Genomic DNA, 17,352 nt, shown 5'->3' on the forward strand with positions numbered 1-17,352 from the left:
AGGAACTACTTATTGGTTAGCTCGGCTGGGAAGCTGTTTGGCTCGGCCTTGATGTCAGGATCAAACTTGATGAAGAAACGGATCCAGATTGGCCTTGACAAGTAGTACACAACAGGGAAAAACAAGATGGAGGTGCCGATGATCGCCAGGATCAGGTGCCATACGGGCCTGCCTTCCGGAAGAACCATTGCATAAAAGCCCCAAAGGATAATAAACTGGCCTACGTTCAGCGCGTAACTGATCAGCATCGCTCCGAACCAGAATCCCGGATCACGTTCGTATTTGATGCCACAGGCCGAACAACGATCGTATATTTTTCCCCCGAATTTGAAAAGGTTGATGTAAGGGTTGGCATGTGCCCAGAAAGGACCCTTGCCACATTGTGGGCATTTGTTTTGAAATATTCCGCTTAACACATTCATGGTATCCGGTGATGATCGCGGGCAAATGTCGTCATTTTTAAAATGCCTGGTAACCTCCGTGGTTTACAACCATGGTTTGTTCTCCATGCCAGTATTTGGATTTCAGGCGAACCACGTATGTACCCGAAGGAAAGTGGGTGGTGTTAACAAAGGCAAAGCGTCCGGTGAATTGCTGCTGACAAAGGACTTTTCCGTGCTGATCGGTAATCTCCATGGTATAGTCTCCGCGGAGGGTGATCAGGATCTTGGCATACTCGTCAGCTGGTGCGGGAAAAATGCTGACATACACATGTTCTACTGCGTTCATGGCGATCTGTGTTGGTGATGGATCAGCGGGGGCTCATCTGATTAACGAGCAAAAACCCGGCCACGATACGCTGAAAGGCCTGAAAGCAGTGGTGGTTTCGCGAACGGTAGAGAATCGGAGATGAACGGTTGCTACATGCCCACCTTCTCCAAACGACGGAATTTCTTCAGGTATTCAGAAGGGGTGAGTCCGTTGATGCGTTTGAACTGCCGATTGAAATTGGCTACGTTGTTGAAGCCGCTTTGGTAACAGATCTGGCTGATGGATAGGGAAGAGGAGGTCAGCATCTTGCATGCGTTCGCAATCCGGATCTCGTTCAGGAAGGCAGAGAATGTTTTCCGGGTACGTTGCTTAAAATACCTGCAGAAAGCAGTGGTACTCATGTTGGCAACCTTGGCTACGTCGTCCAACCGGATGTCTTCCTGGTAGTGATTGAACAGGTACGCCAGGGTGTCTTTCATCCGCTGATTGTCTGATTCCTTGCCCGGTTTGCCGATGGCTACCGAACTGAGGAAGGTGAATTCATCGGATTCTGAGAGTATCTGTAGAATGCGGAACAACATCAACATCCGGTTGAATCCGCTTAACCGGGCCATTTCTATGATCATGGGGTGGCAGGCGTCCCGGGTTTTACCATGGAACAACAGGCCGCGCGATGCATCCTCGGTTAGCCTGCGAATGCTGCTTATTTCCGGCAGGTTCATGAAGGTTTCTCCCATTTCAAGCGGACTGAAATACACGGATGTGCCGTGCGAGATCAGGGTAGTGTTGGGTTCATAATATTCTTCATCACTTCTCAGAACGTGAGGCAGGTTGGCGCCCAGCATGAATACCTCTCCCGGGCCAAAACGGGTGATGCCGTCGCCCACAATCAGGGTTCCCTTTCCGTCAATGATAGAGGTGATCTGCACTTCTGGGTGGTAGTGCAAGTGATCGAAATAAAACTGGGACCTGTCCACCTGAACGTGAATGGACTTCTCCTTTGTTTTCGGATTTTGGAAGAATATTGGCTTCATAGTGTATCGTTCCGCGAAGGTAATAAAACAGGCGCATATAATATTAATAAGCTGCTAATATTGTACATGTAAAAGCTTAAGCAAATGCTTGAGGAATCCATTTTAATCTTCTATATTCGCAGTGTGGGTGTGCTTTTAGAGTGGGTTTCACAATTCCTTGGATAGCTAATTAGTGAAATCCCGATAGGCCTTCGAGGCTGGACCGTTTCCACCCCCGGAATCGGTTGAATGTTGTTTCCTTGTGGCCATTCCACAACAGGCTCCGGAGTTTCAATACGATTATTTTGCACAACCCCTTACCCAATAATCACCGAAACACGCGCAACCACCGGAGCCTGTTTTTTTTCTCTCCCTGATGTGAATGGTTTTTTCAACTCAGTCCTTATTTGCTATTCGGCCAACGTATCTTTTTAGCAACTTTGCCAGTTGAAAAGGTCAACGTAACCATTATTCAATGAAAACAGCATTGATTACCGGGGCCAACCGGGGCATAGGTCTGGAGATCTGTCGCCAACTGGCAATGAACGGCTTTACCGTGGTCATGGGGTGCCGCGATGTGGAGAAAGGCAAACAGGCAGCGGCGGAACTACCCGGCGTGGTTCAGCCGATCGAACTGGATGTGTCCACCAGTAAAAGCGTTCGTAAAGCTGCCGAGGAGGTGCGAAAGAAATACGGCAGGTTGGATGTATTAATCAACAATGCCGGCATCAGCAAAGCATCCAAGGGAATACTGGATACATCCATGGATGAAATCAAGGAGATGTACAATGTTAACTTCTACGGGGCCATCCGTATGGTTAAGTTCTTTTACCCGCTACTTTCGGAAAGTGATGATGCCCGCATCATCAACATGTCAAGTGGCATGGGTTCAATCGCCGATCTTTCAGGAAGCTATGCTGCGTACCGGTTGTCGAAGGCGTCTCTGAATGCATTGACCATGATTCTTGCAAAGGAACTGTCACATGTGGTAAGTGTGTATGCAATGTGTCCCGGTTGGGTCCGGACCGATATGGGAGGGAAGTCGGCCATACGCTCTGTGGAGGAAGGTGCAGAAACAGCTATCTGGCTGGCAACCGAAGAAAACATTCCTTCCGGCAAGTTTTATCGGGATAAGCACCAGATTCCCTGGTAAGGCCGATTACCTGCTTTCGCGCCGGCGTTCCTGTTTGTTTACACCCAGCAATGCGTTGATGAAAGACAACAGCAGGCTGAATAGAAGGGCGGTCCAGAATCCACTCACATAAAACCCGTCTACCCACCTGCTGGCCAGCATCACCATCAGGGCATTCAATACCAGCAGAAAAAATCCCAGGGTGAATACGGTAATGGGGAGGGTAAGCAGGATAAGGATGGGTTTGACAAACGCGTTCAGCAGTCCGAGTACAATGGCTACAACCAATGCAATTCCTACACTTTCCACGTGTACGCCGGGCATCAGATAAGCTGCAATGGCAACAGCAAGCGATGATAATAAGATGCGACCAATCATGTGTTTTCAGGTTTGGAAACTAAAAGTAAGAAGAATCAAAACGATTTGTTACGAATGATATCTTACCTTCACGCCAATAAATATTCCGCACATCCATGCACACACAAGTTTTCGGCTGGGACATACAACCATTAAGCTGGGAAGGCATTCTTGCGGCCCTGTTCTGTGGCGCCCTGGTGGGTGTTGAACGCCAGTACTCGGGTAAGCCGGCCGGTATCCGCACCAGTATTTTGGTTTGCCTTGGATCATACGGATATGTTTGCCTTGCCAACTTCGGTACACAAGAGGGAGATCCGACACGCATCATCGGGCAGGTGGTAACCGGCGTAGGTTTTCTGGGTGCCGGTGTGATGATGACCCACCACGGAAACGTGCTGGGGGTAACGTCTGCCGCCGTGATCTGGGTGCTTGCGGCCATGGGGGCATTCATCGGAATGGAGCGGTTTGCTCCGGCGGTTCTCATCAGTTGCCTGACCCTTTTTGTGCTGGTGGGCATCAACGTGATTGAGTCGCGCTTCAAGAAAAGCATGCAGAAGGGCATTCACAAGCATGAAGAGCCGGATGTGGATATCGATGACGGTTAGGTCCCGGGGTTCTTTGGGGCTGAAGCCGGTCGTACCATCAGGTTTTGTGCCGTGCGATTGGTGATAACCGTTTGGTTTTTTTTTCCCAATTCAATGGTGATGGACCGGTCATAACCATGCCTTTCGCGAATAACCAGCCGTGTGCCCAATACCAGTCCCAGTTTTTCAAGGTGCTTCAAAAAATCATCCGAGGAGTCACTCACGCCGATGATCTCAAGGCTCTTTCCGTCCGGTGCCTCGTCCAGTGCAACCATGGCTTCATGAGGATGTAGCTTTCCGTCTGCATCCGGGATCGGATCGCCATGCGGGTCAAACCTGGGATGGCCCAAATATGCATCCAGCCGCTCAATCAGTTCAGGAGATTTCACATGCTCCAGTTGTTCGGCAATGATGTGCACCTCGTGCCATCCGAATTCCAACTTCTCCACCAGAAACACTTCCCACAATCGGTGCTTGCGGGTAATGCGCAGCGCTGTTTTGGTGCCTTCGCGTGTGAGTTTAACCCCCTTGTATTTTTCATAAGCTACCAGTCCTTTTTCCGATAACCGCTTTAACATGTCTGTTACAGAAGCAGCCTTGGTATTCAGCTTGGCTGCGATAGCATTGGTTGAAATCCCTTTCCTGGTTCCCTGCCCAAGGCTCCATATCGCTTTGAGGTAATTTTCTTCTGCGGAAGTATACATTGTTATGCTGGGGTAAATATAAATTTAGACATGCCTAAAAATAATTTTATCTTTGTGTGGAAAGATGGTCAAAAGATAGCAATGTTCAGTGGAATCCGGTACATATATTTCAGCACGTCCCATTGTATGCGGATAAGGGGCATCATATGGATGTTGGTATTTCCGCTGTTTTGTACGGCACAAACGGGTACGATCAAGGGAAAGGTGACTTCAGAATCGGGTGCAGTTCCGTTCGCACATGTTGGGTTGGAGGAAACAGAATTCGCGCAACCCGCCAATGATCAAGGGTGTTTTGAACTCGCTGCTATTCCGCCTGGGGAATACAGCTTGTATGTTTCCGCTGTAGGGTATAAGACCTATCATCGCAAGGTGAGTGTAAGGTCAAACGATACCTTGGTTGTGAAGGTGACGATGACAGAATTTGCCAGCCAACTTGGAGAAGTGGTGGTGACAGGCACCATGAAGGAAACATTTATCGAAGCGTCTCCGGTGAAAGTGGAAGTGATCACGCCGAAATTTCTTCAGGCCCATCCCACCAACAATGTGATCGAGGCGCTGCAAACCGTGAACGGTGTGCAGGAGCAAATCAACTGCGGTGTGTGCGGAACCAATGACATTCACATCAACGGGATGGAAGGGCCTTATACATTGGTGCTGATTGACGGCATGCCCATCATGAGTGCCCTCGCAACCGTGTACGGTTTCAACGGCATTCCCACTTCATTGATCCGGAGGGTGGAGATCATCAAGGGGCCTTCGTCTACGCTTTACGGAACGGAAGCGGTGGGCGGCGTTATCAACATCATTACCAAACGCCCGGAAGACCTGCCGCTGGTTACCCTGCACAGTTACTACACGTCGCACAGGGAGTGGGATGCGGACGTTTCCTGGAACCCCGACCCGAAAGGGCGCTCGGCATTTACCTTCAGCGGAAACATGTACCGGAACCAATACCGGATGGATTTCAACCACGACAACTTCACCGATATACCCCTCAACGAACGCGGTACCTTCTATGCGAAATGGAGCATGAAGAGAGTCAACGACAGGGTCATGACAACGGCAGCACGACTCTATGGCGAAGAACGATTCGGTGGCAGCATGAACTGGCAGCCGGCTGATAGAGGTAGCAATGCAGTCTACGGGGAGCACATTTATACCCGCCGTGTGGAAGTGATCGGGCAATACCAGCTGCCGCTGCAACCTTACCTGCGGATCGACTATTCATTCAACCGCCACATGCAGGACAGTTATTACGGACATACCCGGTTCAAAGCCGATCAGCGCATTGCATTCGCCAACCTGTTGTGGATGGTGTCGAAAGGAAATCATAGCATGGTCGCCGGGATGTCTAACAAACTGGAAACGTACCAGGACAATACGCCTGCAAGTGTGGATGGCAGCAAATGGGTGAAGGGGGTATTCGTGCAGGATGAGTGGTCGCCCACGGATGTGATGACCTGGTTGATTGGCGCGCGTCTTGACCACCACCGGGAGCACGGCCTGATCTTCGCACCCAGGCTGGGCTGGAAACAACAGCTGGCCACTTACACCACACTGCGTGTGAACCTGGGTACGGGTTTCCGTGAAGTGCAGCTGTTCACCGAAGATCATGCAGCGCTGACGGGTGCCAGGGAAGTAGTGGTGGCTGAACGCATACGACCGGAATCCTCCTACAATGCCAACCTGAATGTGAACCATGCGTTGTCATGGCTCGGAAGTTCGGGCAGCATCGATATGGATGTGTTTTACACCTGGTTCACCAATAAAATTGTGCCCGATTATGGGGTGGATGAGAACCTGATCGTGTATGCGAACCTGAACGGGCATGGCATTTCCAGGGGGGCTGCGTTTCAGTGGCATCACCAAATAAAGAAGTCGGTTACACTGAACATCGGCGGTACGTTCCAGGATGTGTATGAGATGACGCGTGAATCGGGGGAGCTGAAAAAGGAGGTGCAGCTGTTCACGCCGTTGTTCTCCGGAACCTTTTCCGCCGGCTATGAATGGAAACAAAAAGGCTGGTCACTCAACATCACCGGAAAAATCATGGGGCCGCAACACCTGCCGCATTATGAGCCGCCTTTCACCCGCGCTGAACAATCGCCATGGTATGTGGTACAACATGTGCAGGTCACGAAAAAACTTCCGCATCGCTGGGAGTGTTTCTTTGGAGTCAAGAATATTTGGAACTACACGCAGGACAGTCCGCTGATAGATCCTGAGCACCCCTTTGGTGATCATTTCGATACATCGTATGCTTACGGTCCGCTACAAGTACGACGCTTTTTTGCAGGTTTCCGGTGGAGTGTGGAGAGGAAGATGAAATGATGTGCGAATGTGGTAATGTGCCCATTTGAAAATGAGGCAGCGGGCATGTGGGACGATAGACATGAGACCATAGATGTCAGACATCAGGTGGTTGGCATCCGGCCTATGACGTGCCTGCCCGCTAAAGCTCTAGCATAGGTTGGACTTCCCGCAGGGCACACCAATCCCCGCCCCAGATCAAGTTACGAAGCATTCCATTGTTGAAGAGGCGAATCTGTTGCAGGAACTTGCGTGTGTAAGTCATGGCAGGTGTTTGGTTCGGCTTGTACATGGAGCCGACCAAAATGAATCCTGGCATGGTTGTGTTGTGGCGGGTGAAGGATCTCCCTATTCCGTAACCGATATCATGGTGCCGAAATTCCCGCCGGTTTCATCCGGTCTCAGGTGGGGGAGATACATCTTTGAAATGGCCCCGTCCAGGTAGAGGGCATTCGCGCATCCGAACACATCCTTGAAGATCACGGCGAAATCGTGGAAGTTGGTTTTGTTGCTTCGGGAGATGATGAACACCACTTTTCCATCCGGCATGATGCCCACGCCACTGCGGAGGTGCAGGTTTTTTGAACCGTGTACGAATTTCGGGTGGATCTTACCATCGATCACCAGCATGGGGCCGGATTGCGTGGCGAAATGCACCTGTTTGTTTTCGGGTACGAATCGTTTGCTGAATGCACCGGTGGTACTGATGCCTGCTCCATCATCATCCACAAAAAAAACACCATTGGGCTGCAGGTAGAAATTCCCATACCCGCTGCTGATGGTATCCAGGGGGCGACAGATCGTGTCATCTGCAATGAGCAATCCCTGCGGCTTATTCCCTTCAAGGTACATGCCGCCGTTGGTGATCATGAGGATGGAGGTGTGCTCCTCTTCAAGTTCCGTTTTCAGGGAGTTGATGTCCCGGTAAGGGCGCTTCAGGTGTTTCATTTGCAGGTGCATGCGAATGCGCTGACGTTTGGGGTCGGCAACTATGGCATCATACTGCAGGCCATTAAAACGGAAGGTGCATTCACCGATGAGATTTCCGGTTTCCAGTTGGGCCGAATGAACCGCATTTTCAAAACCCTGTTGTATGTCGGAAGGAACAGAGTCGCCGGTGTCACCCGAATGGTTTTGTATGAAGTTGTAATAGCTGACAATGGCATTGTCCTGTATCGGGACGACTTTTGCCTCCGGTGTTTGGGCGATGGCATGTCCGCCAAGAATCAGCGCACCAAGGGTGATCAGTTTTTTCATGATTGGAATGGATGTTCAACCGCAACCTATAATACACGGTTCGGCTAAAGATACAAGCCTCCCCGATACTGCAACGCCGCAGCGTTGCAAAATAGCCGGGATAGGAGTGGTACCCTTTGGAGGAGTTTGTAGTTTGTAGTTTATAGTTTATAGTTTATAGTTGGTGAGGCATTCCACGAACCGAAGTTGATAAGGGTACAAACGGATAGCCCGACGGCAGTTGGGGCAAGCGATCGGAGATCCGCTTCCAGACAAAATCAAATACAACCGAATGGGTATTGTTTGCCGTCGAGGTTTTCCATTAACTTTGATAGGAAGGATGAACGTTGCAAAAACATACCGGGTCCTCATGGCCATTCTTATCGGTTTTGCGCTGACCGGTGCGGGCTGTGATCCGCCGCAAACGCATGAACTACCGGCTTTGTCGCGACTAGCAATGTTGGGAAACCTGGCTGCCGATTCAACCCGGATCCTGTATCAGTATTACGAGAAGTTCGGATTCACCGATGTATGCATTCATCACAGGGCGTTGATTCACTGTGACGTTCCGCCGTCAGGTGTTGACGGTTGGGTGTCATTGCCATTTGCACCATTGGAGTTGGAACACATCAATGGCATGAGCAACAAAGTTGACAGTATTTCCGATGGACCCATACTGAACGCCATGTTCATGGAAAAGCAGTCGTTCTCGGATATATCCCTGGAACGTTGGGAGTATGTCATGGACAGTGTATCACTGGAAGTCCCCTTGTGGCGTGGTAAATACCATTTCACCGGTGATAGCCTGCTGATCTACGACGAAGAGAAAGGAAATTTGTATCTGGAAGTGCATCAATGCGACGGTTGAGTAAAAAGGGCGTTGATTTCATCGGGCAGATGTCACTCCTGTATGTTGTATGCTGCTGCTGTGTGCCGTTGCTGTTTTCCTGTCTGGCGGCATGCACAGGGGATCAGCCCCAGATACAAAAGGTCGCATACGTGTACAAGGTGAGGCGCGTGCCTTTTTCCAGACAATACTTCAAGCTCAGGATTTTCTATAGATTTCAATGGGGTGACAGCACCTGTTCGGGTGATTTTGTTCAATCGAAACGAACCCTTGCAAGCGAATACCAGATTGGGGAGGGGGATTCACTGGTGGTGCAATTCCCCGCAGGTTATCCGGAGCGATCTGTTTTTTGGAATGTGAGATTCTCCTATCGTCAGACCAAGTACAATGAGGAATACCGCGAACGGCAAAAGAAAGAACTTCAAAAGCATCCTTCGCGGTATAATATGTATCACATTAGCCGGGTAAGGCAGACAGATTAAACCGTATTTGTGCCGGGCGCCAGAATTGACGGCAACCATATGCTGTTGCTGTTGCTGTTGCTCCTGCTCCCTTAGAAACCCGTCCCGCTACTTTTTCGTTCATAAAACCGTGTGCTCAGTCCGTACCTTTCCATCCGAATACTTCCCCCGGGGAACTAAGAATTCATGCTTGCGTCATGTATGGATCATTCTGATTGTTAAAGCATAAGGATACCATCCCTCTTGCATTCGGCTTGCTAAAAGTGAATACAAACTTCGATTGCGATTGCAGGTATTAAGTTACACATTGGGTTATCTAATTTTAGCAAGACCTTTTAAGAGTGGGGTCATAATTGAATCACATTTTTTATGACAACAGAAGGGAAGAAACTATGAAACACACCAAACTATTTCTCAGTCTGGCTTTTTCGTGTGCTATGTCAGGCTTGACTTTGGCACAAACTGAAAGCCGTCCGGTAAACCTCGGAACGATTCCGGAGTTTACAAACCAATTTCTAAGCGCAGCCAAGACGGATGGCGGCGCAATTCACATGGCCCTGGCAGGCAACAAGTTTATTGATGTGAAGGTGATCGATAACCAGACCACCGAACAGGAAGTTCGCATCTATGGAGAAGTTCAGAATGCAAAAACTTCCATTTTCTATTTCTATGGCGACAGCCGCCAGATCAAAGGAAAAGTAGTGGTCGATAACAAAGAAGGTTATGAGATCACTACCAATGACGCCAACCAGGTTCAGATCACCCAGGTGGATGTCAACAAGCTGATCTGCGTGTCACCGGGTACCACCACCCCCCCCGGTGAATCAGGAACCCGGGGAAACACAACGCGTGACTGCCCAGCCTGCATACAGCAGTAATCCGGGTGCACCGTTTGTGCTTTACCTGGATTTCGATGGCGAGTACGTGAATGATCCTGTATGGAACAGCGACATGGGCGGTGCCAGACAATGCACCGGTCCCAACTTCTCGGATTCCTTTATTAAGGATGTATGGGCAACCATCTCCGAGGATTACCGTCCGTACACCATCAATGTCACCACCGATCGTTCGGTGTTCGATGGCAAGTCGAAAGCCGATCGCCACATGGTGATCTACACCAACACCTGGGGTTCCGGTGGCGGTGTGTCAGACATCGGTTCCATTGCTGCGAACGGTACCGACATCGCATGGGTGTTCTTTAATCACCTGGAGCAAACCGTGAGCGATATGGCCGTAACAGGTGCGCATGAGTCCGGACACGCATTCGGTCTTCAGCACGACGGCAGCACCTCCGATGGTAACTACTGGAAGGGTCACGGCAACTACGGCGCCATCATGGGCAACAACTACCAGACCAGTGGCAAAGCCATCTGGCAGTGGAGCAAAGGTGAGTACCAGGGTGCAACCACGCACGGCGGCGGTCCGAATGTGCAAGATGACGTAGCGATCATCGGCAACAATCCGAAATGCGGTTTCCGCACGGATGAACACGGCGACAACATTTCATCGGCCACAGCCATGGTGGTTGAAACCGATGGCACCGTGATGGCATCCAAGAACAATGGCATCATCACCAAACGGACTGATAAAGACGTGTTCTCTTTCTACACCGCAGGTGGCTCTGTGAGTTTCGATTTCCAGAGCGGTACAGGTGAGTGGACCAACGAGGGTGACCTTGACATCCAGGCCCGTTTGCTGGACGCCAGCGGCAACGAAGTGGTGAAGTCAGATCCGAGCGGACTGGATGCGAGCATCAGCACCACCCTGCAATCCGGTCAATACTACATTGAGATCGATGGCGTGGGATACGGCGACCCGGTGACCAATGGTTACTCGGACTATGCGTCCCTCGGCTATTTCGAAATCAGTGGCAATTACCCTCCCGGTAACCCCAATCAACCTCCCTCAATCGTTTCCATTGATGCAGCGAAGGCATGCAATGAGTACACCTTCACTGCTGTGGTAACGAACGAAGTGGACAATGTGCTTTGGGATTTCGGTGATGGCGGTACATCCACGAATGCTGTTGCAACTCACACATATGCTACCTCCGGAACCTATACCGTGAAGCTGACCGTGAGCAACCAGTACGGCTCCGATAACAGCCAGCAGAATGTGAGTGTGACTGTGCTGACCGCACCCACGGCTCCCGATGCGGATCGTTGCGGCGCCGGTACCATTGACCTGACCGCAACCGGTTCAGGCGGTGAAATGAACTGGTACGATGCGGCCACCGGCGGAACCCTGCTGCACACAGGAGCAACTTATTCTCCCAACATCACTGCCGACACCAAATTCTATGTGGATGAAACGGTAGCGCCTGCACCAGTGAAGGGTGGTCCGGCCGATCCGACTGCAGTGGGAGCCGGAGGTTACTTCACTGATAATGATACACGCGGGATCTTCTTGGATGTATTGTCGGATGCTACCATTAAGTCGGTATTGATGGATGCCGAAACAGCAGGTACCTACACCATTGAACTGCTCGATGGTGATGGCGGCAACGTACTTCAAACCAAAGATGTGAACCTTACCACCGGCCAGCAACGTGTAACCCTTGATTTTCCAGTTACTACCGGAACCGGTTACTACCTCAAGGTGACAGGAACGGTTGATTTCTACCGCAACACAGCAGGCGCCAGCTACCCCTACAACATCGGTGGCCTGATCTCGCTGACCGGTAACAACTACACAGACCAGGGCTACTACTACTTCTTCTATGATTGGGAAGTACAAGGCCCGGGGTGCGTGAGCGAACGCACAGAGGTAACTGCCTCCATCGTTTGTACCGGCGTAGACCAACTGGGTGAAGACAATGCCATTCTGGTTTCTCCGAATCCGACGCAGGGGCAGATCACAGTGAACGCCAACCTCAAAGGAAGCGAAGACGCGGATCTGTATGTGACGAATGTTTTGGGTGAAGTAGTTTACCAGGAGCATGTGAATGCCGGGAGCTTCGCTACCCCAAGGGTGATCGACCTCAACGGCAACACAAGCGGTATCTATATGGTGCGACTCCAATCGGCCACACAAACACTCACTTCCAAAGTGATCCTTCAATAGGTAAGCAACCAAACTCTACCTATCATAGCGAAAAGGCAACCCTGAGCAGGGTTGCCTTTTTTCGTGGTCAGACCCTATATGTGAAAGTATGGTGGCGGATTGGTTTTATGCCGACGAAAACTTTTACTTTGATGAAATTTTAAAACGACATATTGGATTGCATTGTAACAAACGAAGTTGGGACTTCCATAGGTTGAAACAACTTTCTACTGTATTTGAAAAGAATGGATATTGATCATTTACTCAAGCAGGCCCAGATTGATAAAATCAAAGCGGAAGAAGAAAAAATCCGGTATGAGCATGAACTATTGAAAAGCAGTAGCAAAAAGCGCTGGTATTACAAGGAAAAGATAAGCAACAATCTTGTGGCTGCGATATTGGCCATTCCCGTGCTTTGGGTCTTCTTCGGGAAATATGCCAATCCCGTAATGGAAATACAAAAAATCAATGGTGAATTGGAAATAAGCAAAACCAAACTCCAGGCATATAAGCTGGAAAGACAATTGGATTCATCCAAGAAGAGATTATTTGAAGTTAACCAGACTACTGCGCGTTACCAAGATTCTTTGGTGATATACCAGCGTATGACCCAGGCATATCAAACCAAGGTTTTACGGGCGCAGGATAGTTTGAATGTTGTGTCATCCCAATTAGAGACCTCAAAGGCAGAAAAAGCAAAATTAGACCGTGCGATTCAGAATAAAACAGCGCGCATATGGGAACAGAGGGACAGCATTGCATCCCTGGAAACGGAGAACCAGCAGTTAAGAAAATCGGAGTTTGAACGCCAACAGTTGATTGCATCCATGATGGCGGCCCAGTTAGAAACAGAGAACAAAAACCAGGGAGAAATCAAAGGCAAAGAATCGTCATCCACACATGAACAGTTCAGTGCAAACAAAGGGAAATTGCGATTGCCTGTTGATTCGGGAAGGGTGATTGTTCCCTATGGCCTGCAAATTCATCCAGTTACCGGATATACTATGGTTAATAAGGGGGTAGATCTTGTTGTATTGTCCGGGATTAGCGTGAAATCTGTTTTTGCAGGCGTCGTAAGTGAAGTGTTTACGGTACCAGGATTGGGTCAGAATATTATAATAAGGCACAATGGTGGTTACAGTACCGTCTATGCCAATCTCATGAAAACCGATGTAGCCAAGGGAGACCTTATTCAAGCGGCGCAACAATTAGGCCTTGCCGGCCCAGGTCGTTTAGGGGGATTGCCTCAGGTGCATTTTGAAGTGTGGAAAGGGAGTGAGCCACAGAATCCCATGGAGTGGCTCCGGTTTTAATTTGAGAAATCCACGGCCGCTGATGATGGCTCACTCGTTTTTGTTTAACAGCTTTTCCGATGCAACAGTGTGCCGATAGGAAGGAATATCAGTGTTTGACCAGTTTGGTTTCGTAGGATTTCTGTATACCCCGGAGCTGGAATACATAAACGCCATCTGCATAATGGCTCATGTCTAATGTTACCATGTTGCTTCCTTCGGTGCCCTCCACTACTTCGGAGTGAACCACCTGTCCGAGCATGTTCTTGATGTCTACCGTTACCGTTTCGTTTTTGTCGAGCACAAATCCGCAGTTGAGTTCATCGTGTGCCGGGTTGGGGTAGAGGTGCACATTCATTCCTGAGTGGGTGTGGCAAGGGTAGAGGGGTTTTGTGCCGTATATTTTTGATTTGCCGTCGTAGTCGGTTTGCCGGAGGCGGTAATAGATCGTGTGATCAGTGACGTAGTCATCGGTTGTCATGTATTCCAGTGGACTGTTGCTTGTTCCGGATCCTTTGATGGTTTTGATCGCCTGGTAGTTGGTTCCGTCGTCACTTCTTTCAATGGTGAAGTAGTCGTTGTTGGTTTCCGTGGCGGTGACCCAGCGGAGCTTGGCGCCGCCGGAGGGCTGGCAGATCACCTGGTATTCCTGTAATTCAATGGGCAATGCTTCACCTGAACCGAATGCGATGTAGTAGTTGGTCCAGGATGTATTGTTTGCGGCTTTGCTTCCGGCTTTAACCGTAAAGCTGCCCGCAGCAAATGCTGTTATATCTGTTGTGGAAGGAGCTGTTGCGGTAAAAAGTGAAGAGTGGGTTGTGGGCATGCAAGCGAATTTCTGTATGGGATAGGCGTTGACGTTGTCTTGGTTACATATGAAAACGGCTTCCGGGGTTGTTCCTGCAATAGCTACGTTCTTGTCACCTGCGGAGCCTGTATAGGAACCTGTTCTCAAAGCTGCACTGGATGGTGAATTAAGGCCTACATAGTAATAAGTGGTGCCGCTGTAGTTGTAGCTTGAGTTGGCGGTAAACCCGTCCGCATCCAGTGATTTAACAAAAAACCCCCATATGCCCATTGCACCGAAACGTGCGCTTTTATCCGCCGGCATGGCATCTGTCAGATACCCCGGACCATAAAGTGCATTGTTGGAGTATACCAATACCATCTCTGGCCTGAAACCGAAACCCGTAATGGCTTTGGATATGCCACCATTGCCTGCATAACTACCCACTACAGCATCAGAGCCCGCGTCAATGGCCATGAAATAATATGTGGTGCTGTTGGTGTTCACCGCAGAGTTGGTGCCCACTGTAAAACCATCCGATGTGAGGGATTTGATGGCGGTGGAGCTGTAGGCGCCGGTTGCGCTGAGGTTCTTGGAACTCGTTCCACCAAGTGAACTGGTTTTGATGTAGGCAGCCGTGGCACCGGCCCCTTTGATGATCACAATATCGGGGGAGAAGGACAGACCGGAGATGGTCAGGCCATCTACGCCATCACCCGTATACCATCCGAACGCCCAGGTGAGCGCAGATGCAGATGGAAGAAAACAGGTGATGAAAGCACATATGAACAAATAACGACGCATGATATTTGGTTCCACATCAAGGGGTTTTACGTAAAAGAATGACGGAGGTACCTGTATTGACAGGCATCTTACCCACACTACACACGGTTGCTAAAGAACATTTTATTTCTTAATTCTACAACCAGGTGTGCGAAATTCCTTATTTCCATCCACTAAATGTGAAAAATATCAGGCGGGTTATCTTAAGTCAGGCGGCACGTTTATCCGTCAAATAATTTAAACAGCAGAACATTAAGCCGGATTTTCATCAACAGTTAAGCCAGCTGTTTTAAACCTGAAAAAGTGGTATGCCTGCGGGGGGCTTGTGGCGGCGTCCTCAACTGATAAACCATGTTGATAACCCGGGAAGGCTTCATCCGGATGACAAAAAAACTCCCGACCCTTGGAACAGGGCCGGGAGCTCACTAAACAAACAGGCTGTTCGTGTTTATTGCTGCAGTCGGTCAAGGATGGATTTGATCCTGGGCTTCTGGTTGTCGGGCGCCATGTCATGTGCCTTCTTGTAATACTTGATGGCATTGGCTTTGTCGCCTTTGTTGTCGTAGCCGTCTGCCAGGCTGTCCCACACATTCCATGATTCGGGATGCTTTTTGGTGTTCATGGCAAAAACGGTGATGGCATCATCGAACTTTTTCAGTCCCATCAGCTGGTTGCCGTATTGGTTCACTTCCGTTTCAGTGCCCATGGGCAAAGCCTCATCCTTCAGTTTCTTTGCTTCCTCGGGTTTACCGGTTTGCTCCAGCAACATGGATTTGGTCATCAGGTTGGTGAAATTCTTGGTAAGCCCGATCGACTGGTCTACCCAACCCAGCGCATCCTGCTGACGGATTTTGTTAACTGCACAGTAAGATGCGATCTGGTTCCATCCCTGCCAGGAGAATTGCGGCAAGCCGGTGAGTTCGGTCTGCATCTGGTTCAGGATGGTTGTATGCAGATCAATCTCGATGTGAATGGGCACCTCCAGCTTATCCCACTTCAATGACAACACCGTTTTATCGGCTTCGCGAACCGGAAACTCATACGTGAGGCATTCGTGAAATTCGGTTTCAACCGGCTTGGTTGTCACCCGCAGTACATCATGATCTTTGGTGTATGCGAAACTTCCCCATGCATTGTGATCGGAAGAGAAAATGATCGTCCACTCGTTGGCCGTGGGTATCATGTGCAGACCATAGGTGCCAGCCTTCAGGTCTTTCCCTTCAACCTTCACATCGGTGGAAAAGGAAACGGTGGTGTTTTCGTTGGCGCCGCACCGCCATACCTGGTCGTAAGGAACCAGTGCGCCGAAGATGTGGCGGCCGCGAACGAGCGGACTGCTATAATTCACGGTGATGTCGGTAAGTCCGATGCGTTGTGATACGCTTGCAGCCTGGCTGGACCGCGGTGTAGTCAGGTTTTGTTGGGCAGATGCACCTTGCCACAGGAAGAACGAAACAAAGGCAATACTCAGAGCTGATTTTTTCATTTGAATCAATTTTAAGAATGGGTTCTTGCGATGTGATGCGAAAGTCGGTTCAAAGGACGAAAAAAAATCCGACCCATTGCATGGGATCGTCGTCCGGTTAAAATCAATCCTTTCGTCATATGTCATAAACGACTTTGACAAATGTCATTTTAATGGGTAGTCCCTGGCTGTACATTTGTTTCTTACCATTGGGCTCATTCAAAAAATTATTCCGGCATGGCTTACTATTTCAGCAAAACATTACACACCACATTCGACGAAGGCATCCAAAGGGTGCGCGATGCGTTGATGGCGGAAGGCTTTGGTGTTCTCACCGATATCGACATCCAGGATACCCTGCATAAAAAGCTGGATGCGTCGCTTCCCAAATACCGCATCCTGGGCGCCTGTCATCCGCCATCGGCATTGCAGGCCATTACCGCCGAAGACAAAATCGGCGTGTTTCTCCCGTGCAACGTGGTGGTTCGTGAGCAAGCAGACGGTACGGTGGAAGTGGCGGCCGTAGATCCGGTCGCATCCATGATGGCTGTGAAAAATGATAAGCTGGGAAGCGTTGCCGGAGAAGTGCAGAGCAAACTCAAAAAAGTCATTGACCAACTTTGAACCC

At 49.7% G+C, this 17,352-nt stretch carries 16 protein-coding genes; 8 read left to right on the forward strand and 8 right to left on the reverse strand.

Features of this window, described 5'->3' with window-relative positions:
* Positions 1 to 5: 5 nt before the first annotated feature.
* The 3 genes from H6585_06460 to H6585_06470 form a co-directional block, all read right to left on the reverse strand.
* Entirely contained in the window at positions 6 to 422 is a 417-nt protein-coding gene (locus tag H6585_06460) for a DUF983 domain-containing protein (GenBank protein MCB9447971.1), read from the reverse strand.
* Positions 423 to 459: 37 nt separating this feature from the next.
* Positions 460 to 729, reverse strand: coding sequence for a T9SS type A sorting domain-containing protein (locus H6585_06465; protein ID MCB9447972.1), 270 nt, complete (start codon positions 727 to 729; stop codon positions 460 to 462).
* A gap of 131 nt (positions 730 to 860) precedes the next feature.
* A complete protein-coding gene (locus H6585_06470; GenBank protein ID MCB9447973.1) occupies positions 861 to 1,745 on the reverse strand; it encodes a helix-turn-helix transcriptional regulator in 885 nt (294 codons plus the stop codon).
* 454 nt (positions 1,746 to 2,199) lie between these two features.
* Here H6585_06470 and H6585_06475 point away from each other — a divergent pair, with 454 nt between their 5' ends.
* Entirely contained in the window at positions 2,200 to 2,877 is a 678-nt protein-coding gene (locus tag H6585_06475) for an SDR family oxidoreductase (protein ID MCB9447974.1), read from the forward strand.
* A gap of 6 nt (positions 2,878 to 2,883) precedes the next feature.
* Here H6585_06475 and H6585_06480 read toward each other — a convergent pair whose 3' ends face one another.
* Positions 2,884 to 3,234, reverse strand: a complete 351-nt coding sequence (locus H6585_06480; GenBank protein MCB9447975.1) for a phage holin family protein — start codon at positions 3,232 to 3,234, stop codon at positions 2,884 to 2,886.
* Positions 3,235 to 3,329: 95 nt separating this feature from the next.
* Between H6585_06480 and H6585_06485 the strand changes: the two genes are divergently transcribed.
* On the forward strand, positions 3,330 to 3,818 hold the full coding sequence (locus H6585_06485; protein MCB9447976.1) for an MgtC/SapB family protein: 489 nt from the start codon (positions 3,330 to 3,332) through the stop codon (positions 3,816 to 3,818).
* Here H6585_06485 and H6585_06490 read toward each other — a convergent pair.
* The gene (locus tag H6585_06490) at positions 3,815 to 4,501 is read right to left on the reverse strand and encodes a metal-dependent transcriptional regulator (GenBank protein ID MCB9447977.1); all 687 of its coding nucleotides are present in this window, start codon (positions 4,499 to 4,501) and stop codon (positions 3,815 to 3,817) included. The genes H6585_06485 and H6585_06490 overlap by 4 nt on opposite strands.
* Before the next feature lie 30 nt (positions 4,502 to 4,531).
* Between H6585_06490 and H6585_06495 the strand changes: the two genes are divergently transcribed.
* Positions 4,532 to 6,832, forward strand: coding sequence for a TonB-dependent receptor (locus H6585_06495; GenBank protein MCB9447978.1), 2,301 nt, complete (start codon positions 4,532 to 4,534; stop codon positions 6,830 to 6,832).
* A 327-nt stretch (positions 6,833 to 7,159) separates the two neighbouring features.
* On the opposite strand, the gene H6585_06500 is transcribed toward H6585_06495, so the two are convergent.
* Complete coding sequence (locus H6585_06500; protein ID MCB9447979.1) at positions 7,160 to 8,068, reverse strand: phosphodiester glycosidase family protein; 909 nt, start codon at positions 8,066 to 8,068, stop codon at positions 7,160 to 7,162.
* A gap of 349 nt (positions 8,069 to 8,417) precedes the next feature.
* Here H6585_06500 and H6585_06505 point away from each other — a divergent pair, with 349 nt between their 5' ends.
* The 4 genes from H6585_06505 to H6585_06520 all read left to right on the forward strand — a co-directional run bounded on the left by H6585_06505 (position 8,418) and on the right by H6585_06520 (position 13,710).
* Positions 8,418 to 8,915 (forward strand): hypothetical protein, encoded by a 498-nt coding sequence (locus H6585_06505; GenBank protein ID MCB9447980.1) that lies wholly within the window; start codon positions 8,418 to 8,420, stop codon positions 8,913 to 8,915.
* Positions 8,916 to 9,792: 877 nt separating this feature from the next.
* The gene (locus tag H6585_06510; GenBank protein ID MCB9447981.1) at positions 9,793 to 10,233 is read left to right on the forward strand and encodes a hypothetical protein; all 441 of its coding nucleotides are present in this window, start codon (positions 9,793 to 9,795) and stop codon (positions 10,231 to 10,233) included.
* The gene (locus H6585_06515; GenBank protein ID MCB9447982.1) at positions 10,205 to 12,418 is read left to right on the forward strand and encodes a T9SS type A sorting domain-containing protein; all 2,214 of its coding nucleotides are present in this window, start codon (positions 10,205 to 10,207) and stop codon (positions 12,416 to 12,418) included. Before H6585_06510 ends, H6585_06515 begins: the two co-directional genes overlap by 29 nt.
* Before the next feature lie 224 nt (positions 12,419 to 12,642).
* Positions 12,643 to 13,710, forward strand: a complete 1,068-nt coding sequence (locus H6585_06520) for a peptidoglycan DD-metalloendopeptidase family protein (protein ID MCB9447983.1) — start codon at positions 12,643 to 12,645, stop codon at positions 13,708 to 13,710.
* Between the two features lie 88 nt (positions 13,711 to 13,798).
* Here H6585_06520 and H6585_06525 read toward each other — a convergent pair whose 3' ends face one another.
* Together H6585_06525 and H6585_06530 are read right to left on the reverse strand one after the other, a co-directional pair.
* Positions 13,799 to 15,280: a T9SS type A sorting domain-containing protein gene (locus H6585_06525; GenBank protein ID MCB9447984.1), complete on the reverse strand. Its 1,482-nt coding sequence runs from the start codon at positions 15,278 to 15,280 to the stop codon at positions 13,799 to 13,801.
* Between the two features lie 427 nt (positions 15,281 to 15,707).
* A complete protein-coding gene (locus tag H6585_06530; protein ID MCB9447985.1) occupies positions 15,708 to 16,745 on the reverse strand; it encodes a DUF2911 domain-containing protein in 1,038 nt (345 codons plus the stop codon).
* 216 nt (positions 16,746 to 16,961) lie between these two features.
* Here H6585_06530 and H6585_06535 point away from each other — a divergent pair, with 216 nt between their 5' ends.
* On the forward strand, positions 16,962 to 17,348 hold the full coding sequence (locus H6585_06535) for a DUF302 domain-containing protein (GenBank protein ID MCB9447986.1): 387 nt from the start codon (positions 16,962 to 16,964) through the stop codon (positions 17,346 to 17,348).
* The last annotated feature ends 4 nt before the right edge of the window (positions 17,349 to 17,352 follow it).

The sequence above is a fragment of the Flavobacteriales bacterium genome (assembly GCA_020635855.1).
In the GTDB taxonomy this organism is placed as follows: Bacteria; Bacteroidota; Bacteroidia; order JACJYZ01; family JACJYZ01; genus JACJYZ01.

Excerpts from the sequence above, each read along its gene's own strand:
- H6585_06480 (MCB9447975.1), bottom strand. The coding sequence starts at position 3,234 with ATGATTGGTCGCATCTTATTATCATCGCTTGCTGTTGCCATTGCAGCT.
- H6585_06495 (MCB9447978.1), top strand. The coding sequence starts at position 4,532 with ATGCCTAAAAATAATTTTATCTTTGTGTGGAAAGATGGTCAAAAGATA.
- H6585_06505 (MCB9447980.1), top strand. The coding sequence starts at position 8,418 with ATGGCCATTCTTATCGGTTTTGCGCTGACCGGTGCGGGCTGTGATCCG.
- H6585_06465 (MCB9447972.1), bottom strand. The coding sequence starts at position 729 with ATGAACGCAGTAGAACATGTGTATGTCAGCATTTTTCCCGCACCAGCT.
- H6585_06500 (MCB9447979.1), bottom strand. The coding sequence starts at position 8,068 with ATGAAAAAACTGATCACCCTTGGTGCGCTGATTCTTGGCGGACATGCC.
- H6585_06525 (MCB9447984.1), bottom strand. The coding sequence starts at position 15,280 with ATGCGTCGTTATTTGTTCATATGTGCTTTCATCACCTGTTTTCTTCCA.
- H6585_06520 (MCB9447983.1), top strand. The coding sequence starts at position 12,643 with ATGGATATTGATCATTTACTCAAGCAGGCCCAGATTGATAAAATCAAA.
- H6585_06460 (MCB9447971.1), bottom strand. The coding sequence starts at position 422 with ATGAATGTGTTAAGCGGAATATTTCAAAACAAATGCCCACAATGTGGC.
- H6585_06510 (MCB9447981.1), top strand. The coding sequence starts at position 9,793 with ATGTCAGGCTTGACTTTGGCACAAACTGAAAGCCGTCCGGTAAACCTC.
- H6585_06485 (MCB9447976.1), top strand. The coding sequence starts at position 3,330 with ATGCACACACAAGTTTTCGGCTGGGACATACAACCATTAAGCTGGGAA.
- H6585_06530 (MCB9447985.1), bottom strand. The coding sequence starts at position 16,745 with ATGAAAAAATCAGCTCTGAGTATTGCCTTTGTTTCGTTCTTCCTGTGG.
- H6585_06475 (MCB9447974.1), top strand. The coding sequence starts at position 2,200 with ATGAAAACAGCATTGATTACCGGGGCCAACCGGGGCATAGGTCTGGAG.
- H6585_06535 (MCB9447986.1), top strand. The coding sequence starts at position 16,962 with ATGGCTTACTATTTCAGCAAAACATTACACACCACATTCGACGAAGGC.
- H6585_06470 (MCB9447973.1), bottom strand. The coding sequence starts at position 1,745 with ATGAAGCCAATATTCTTCCAAAATCCGAAAACAAAGGAGAAGTCCATT.
- H6585_06490 (MCB9447977.1), bottom strand. The coding sequence starts at position 4,501 with ATGTATACTTCCGCAGAAGAAAATTACCTCAAAGCGATATGGAGCCTT.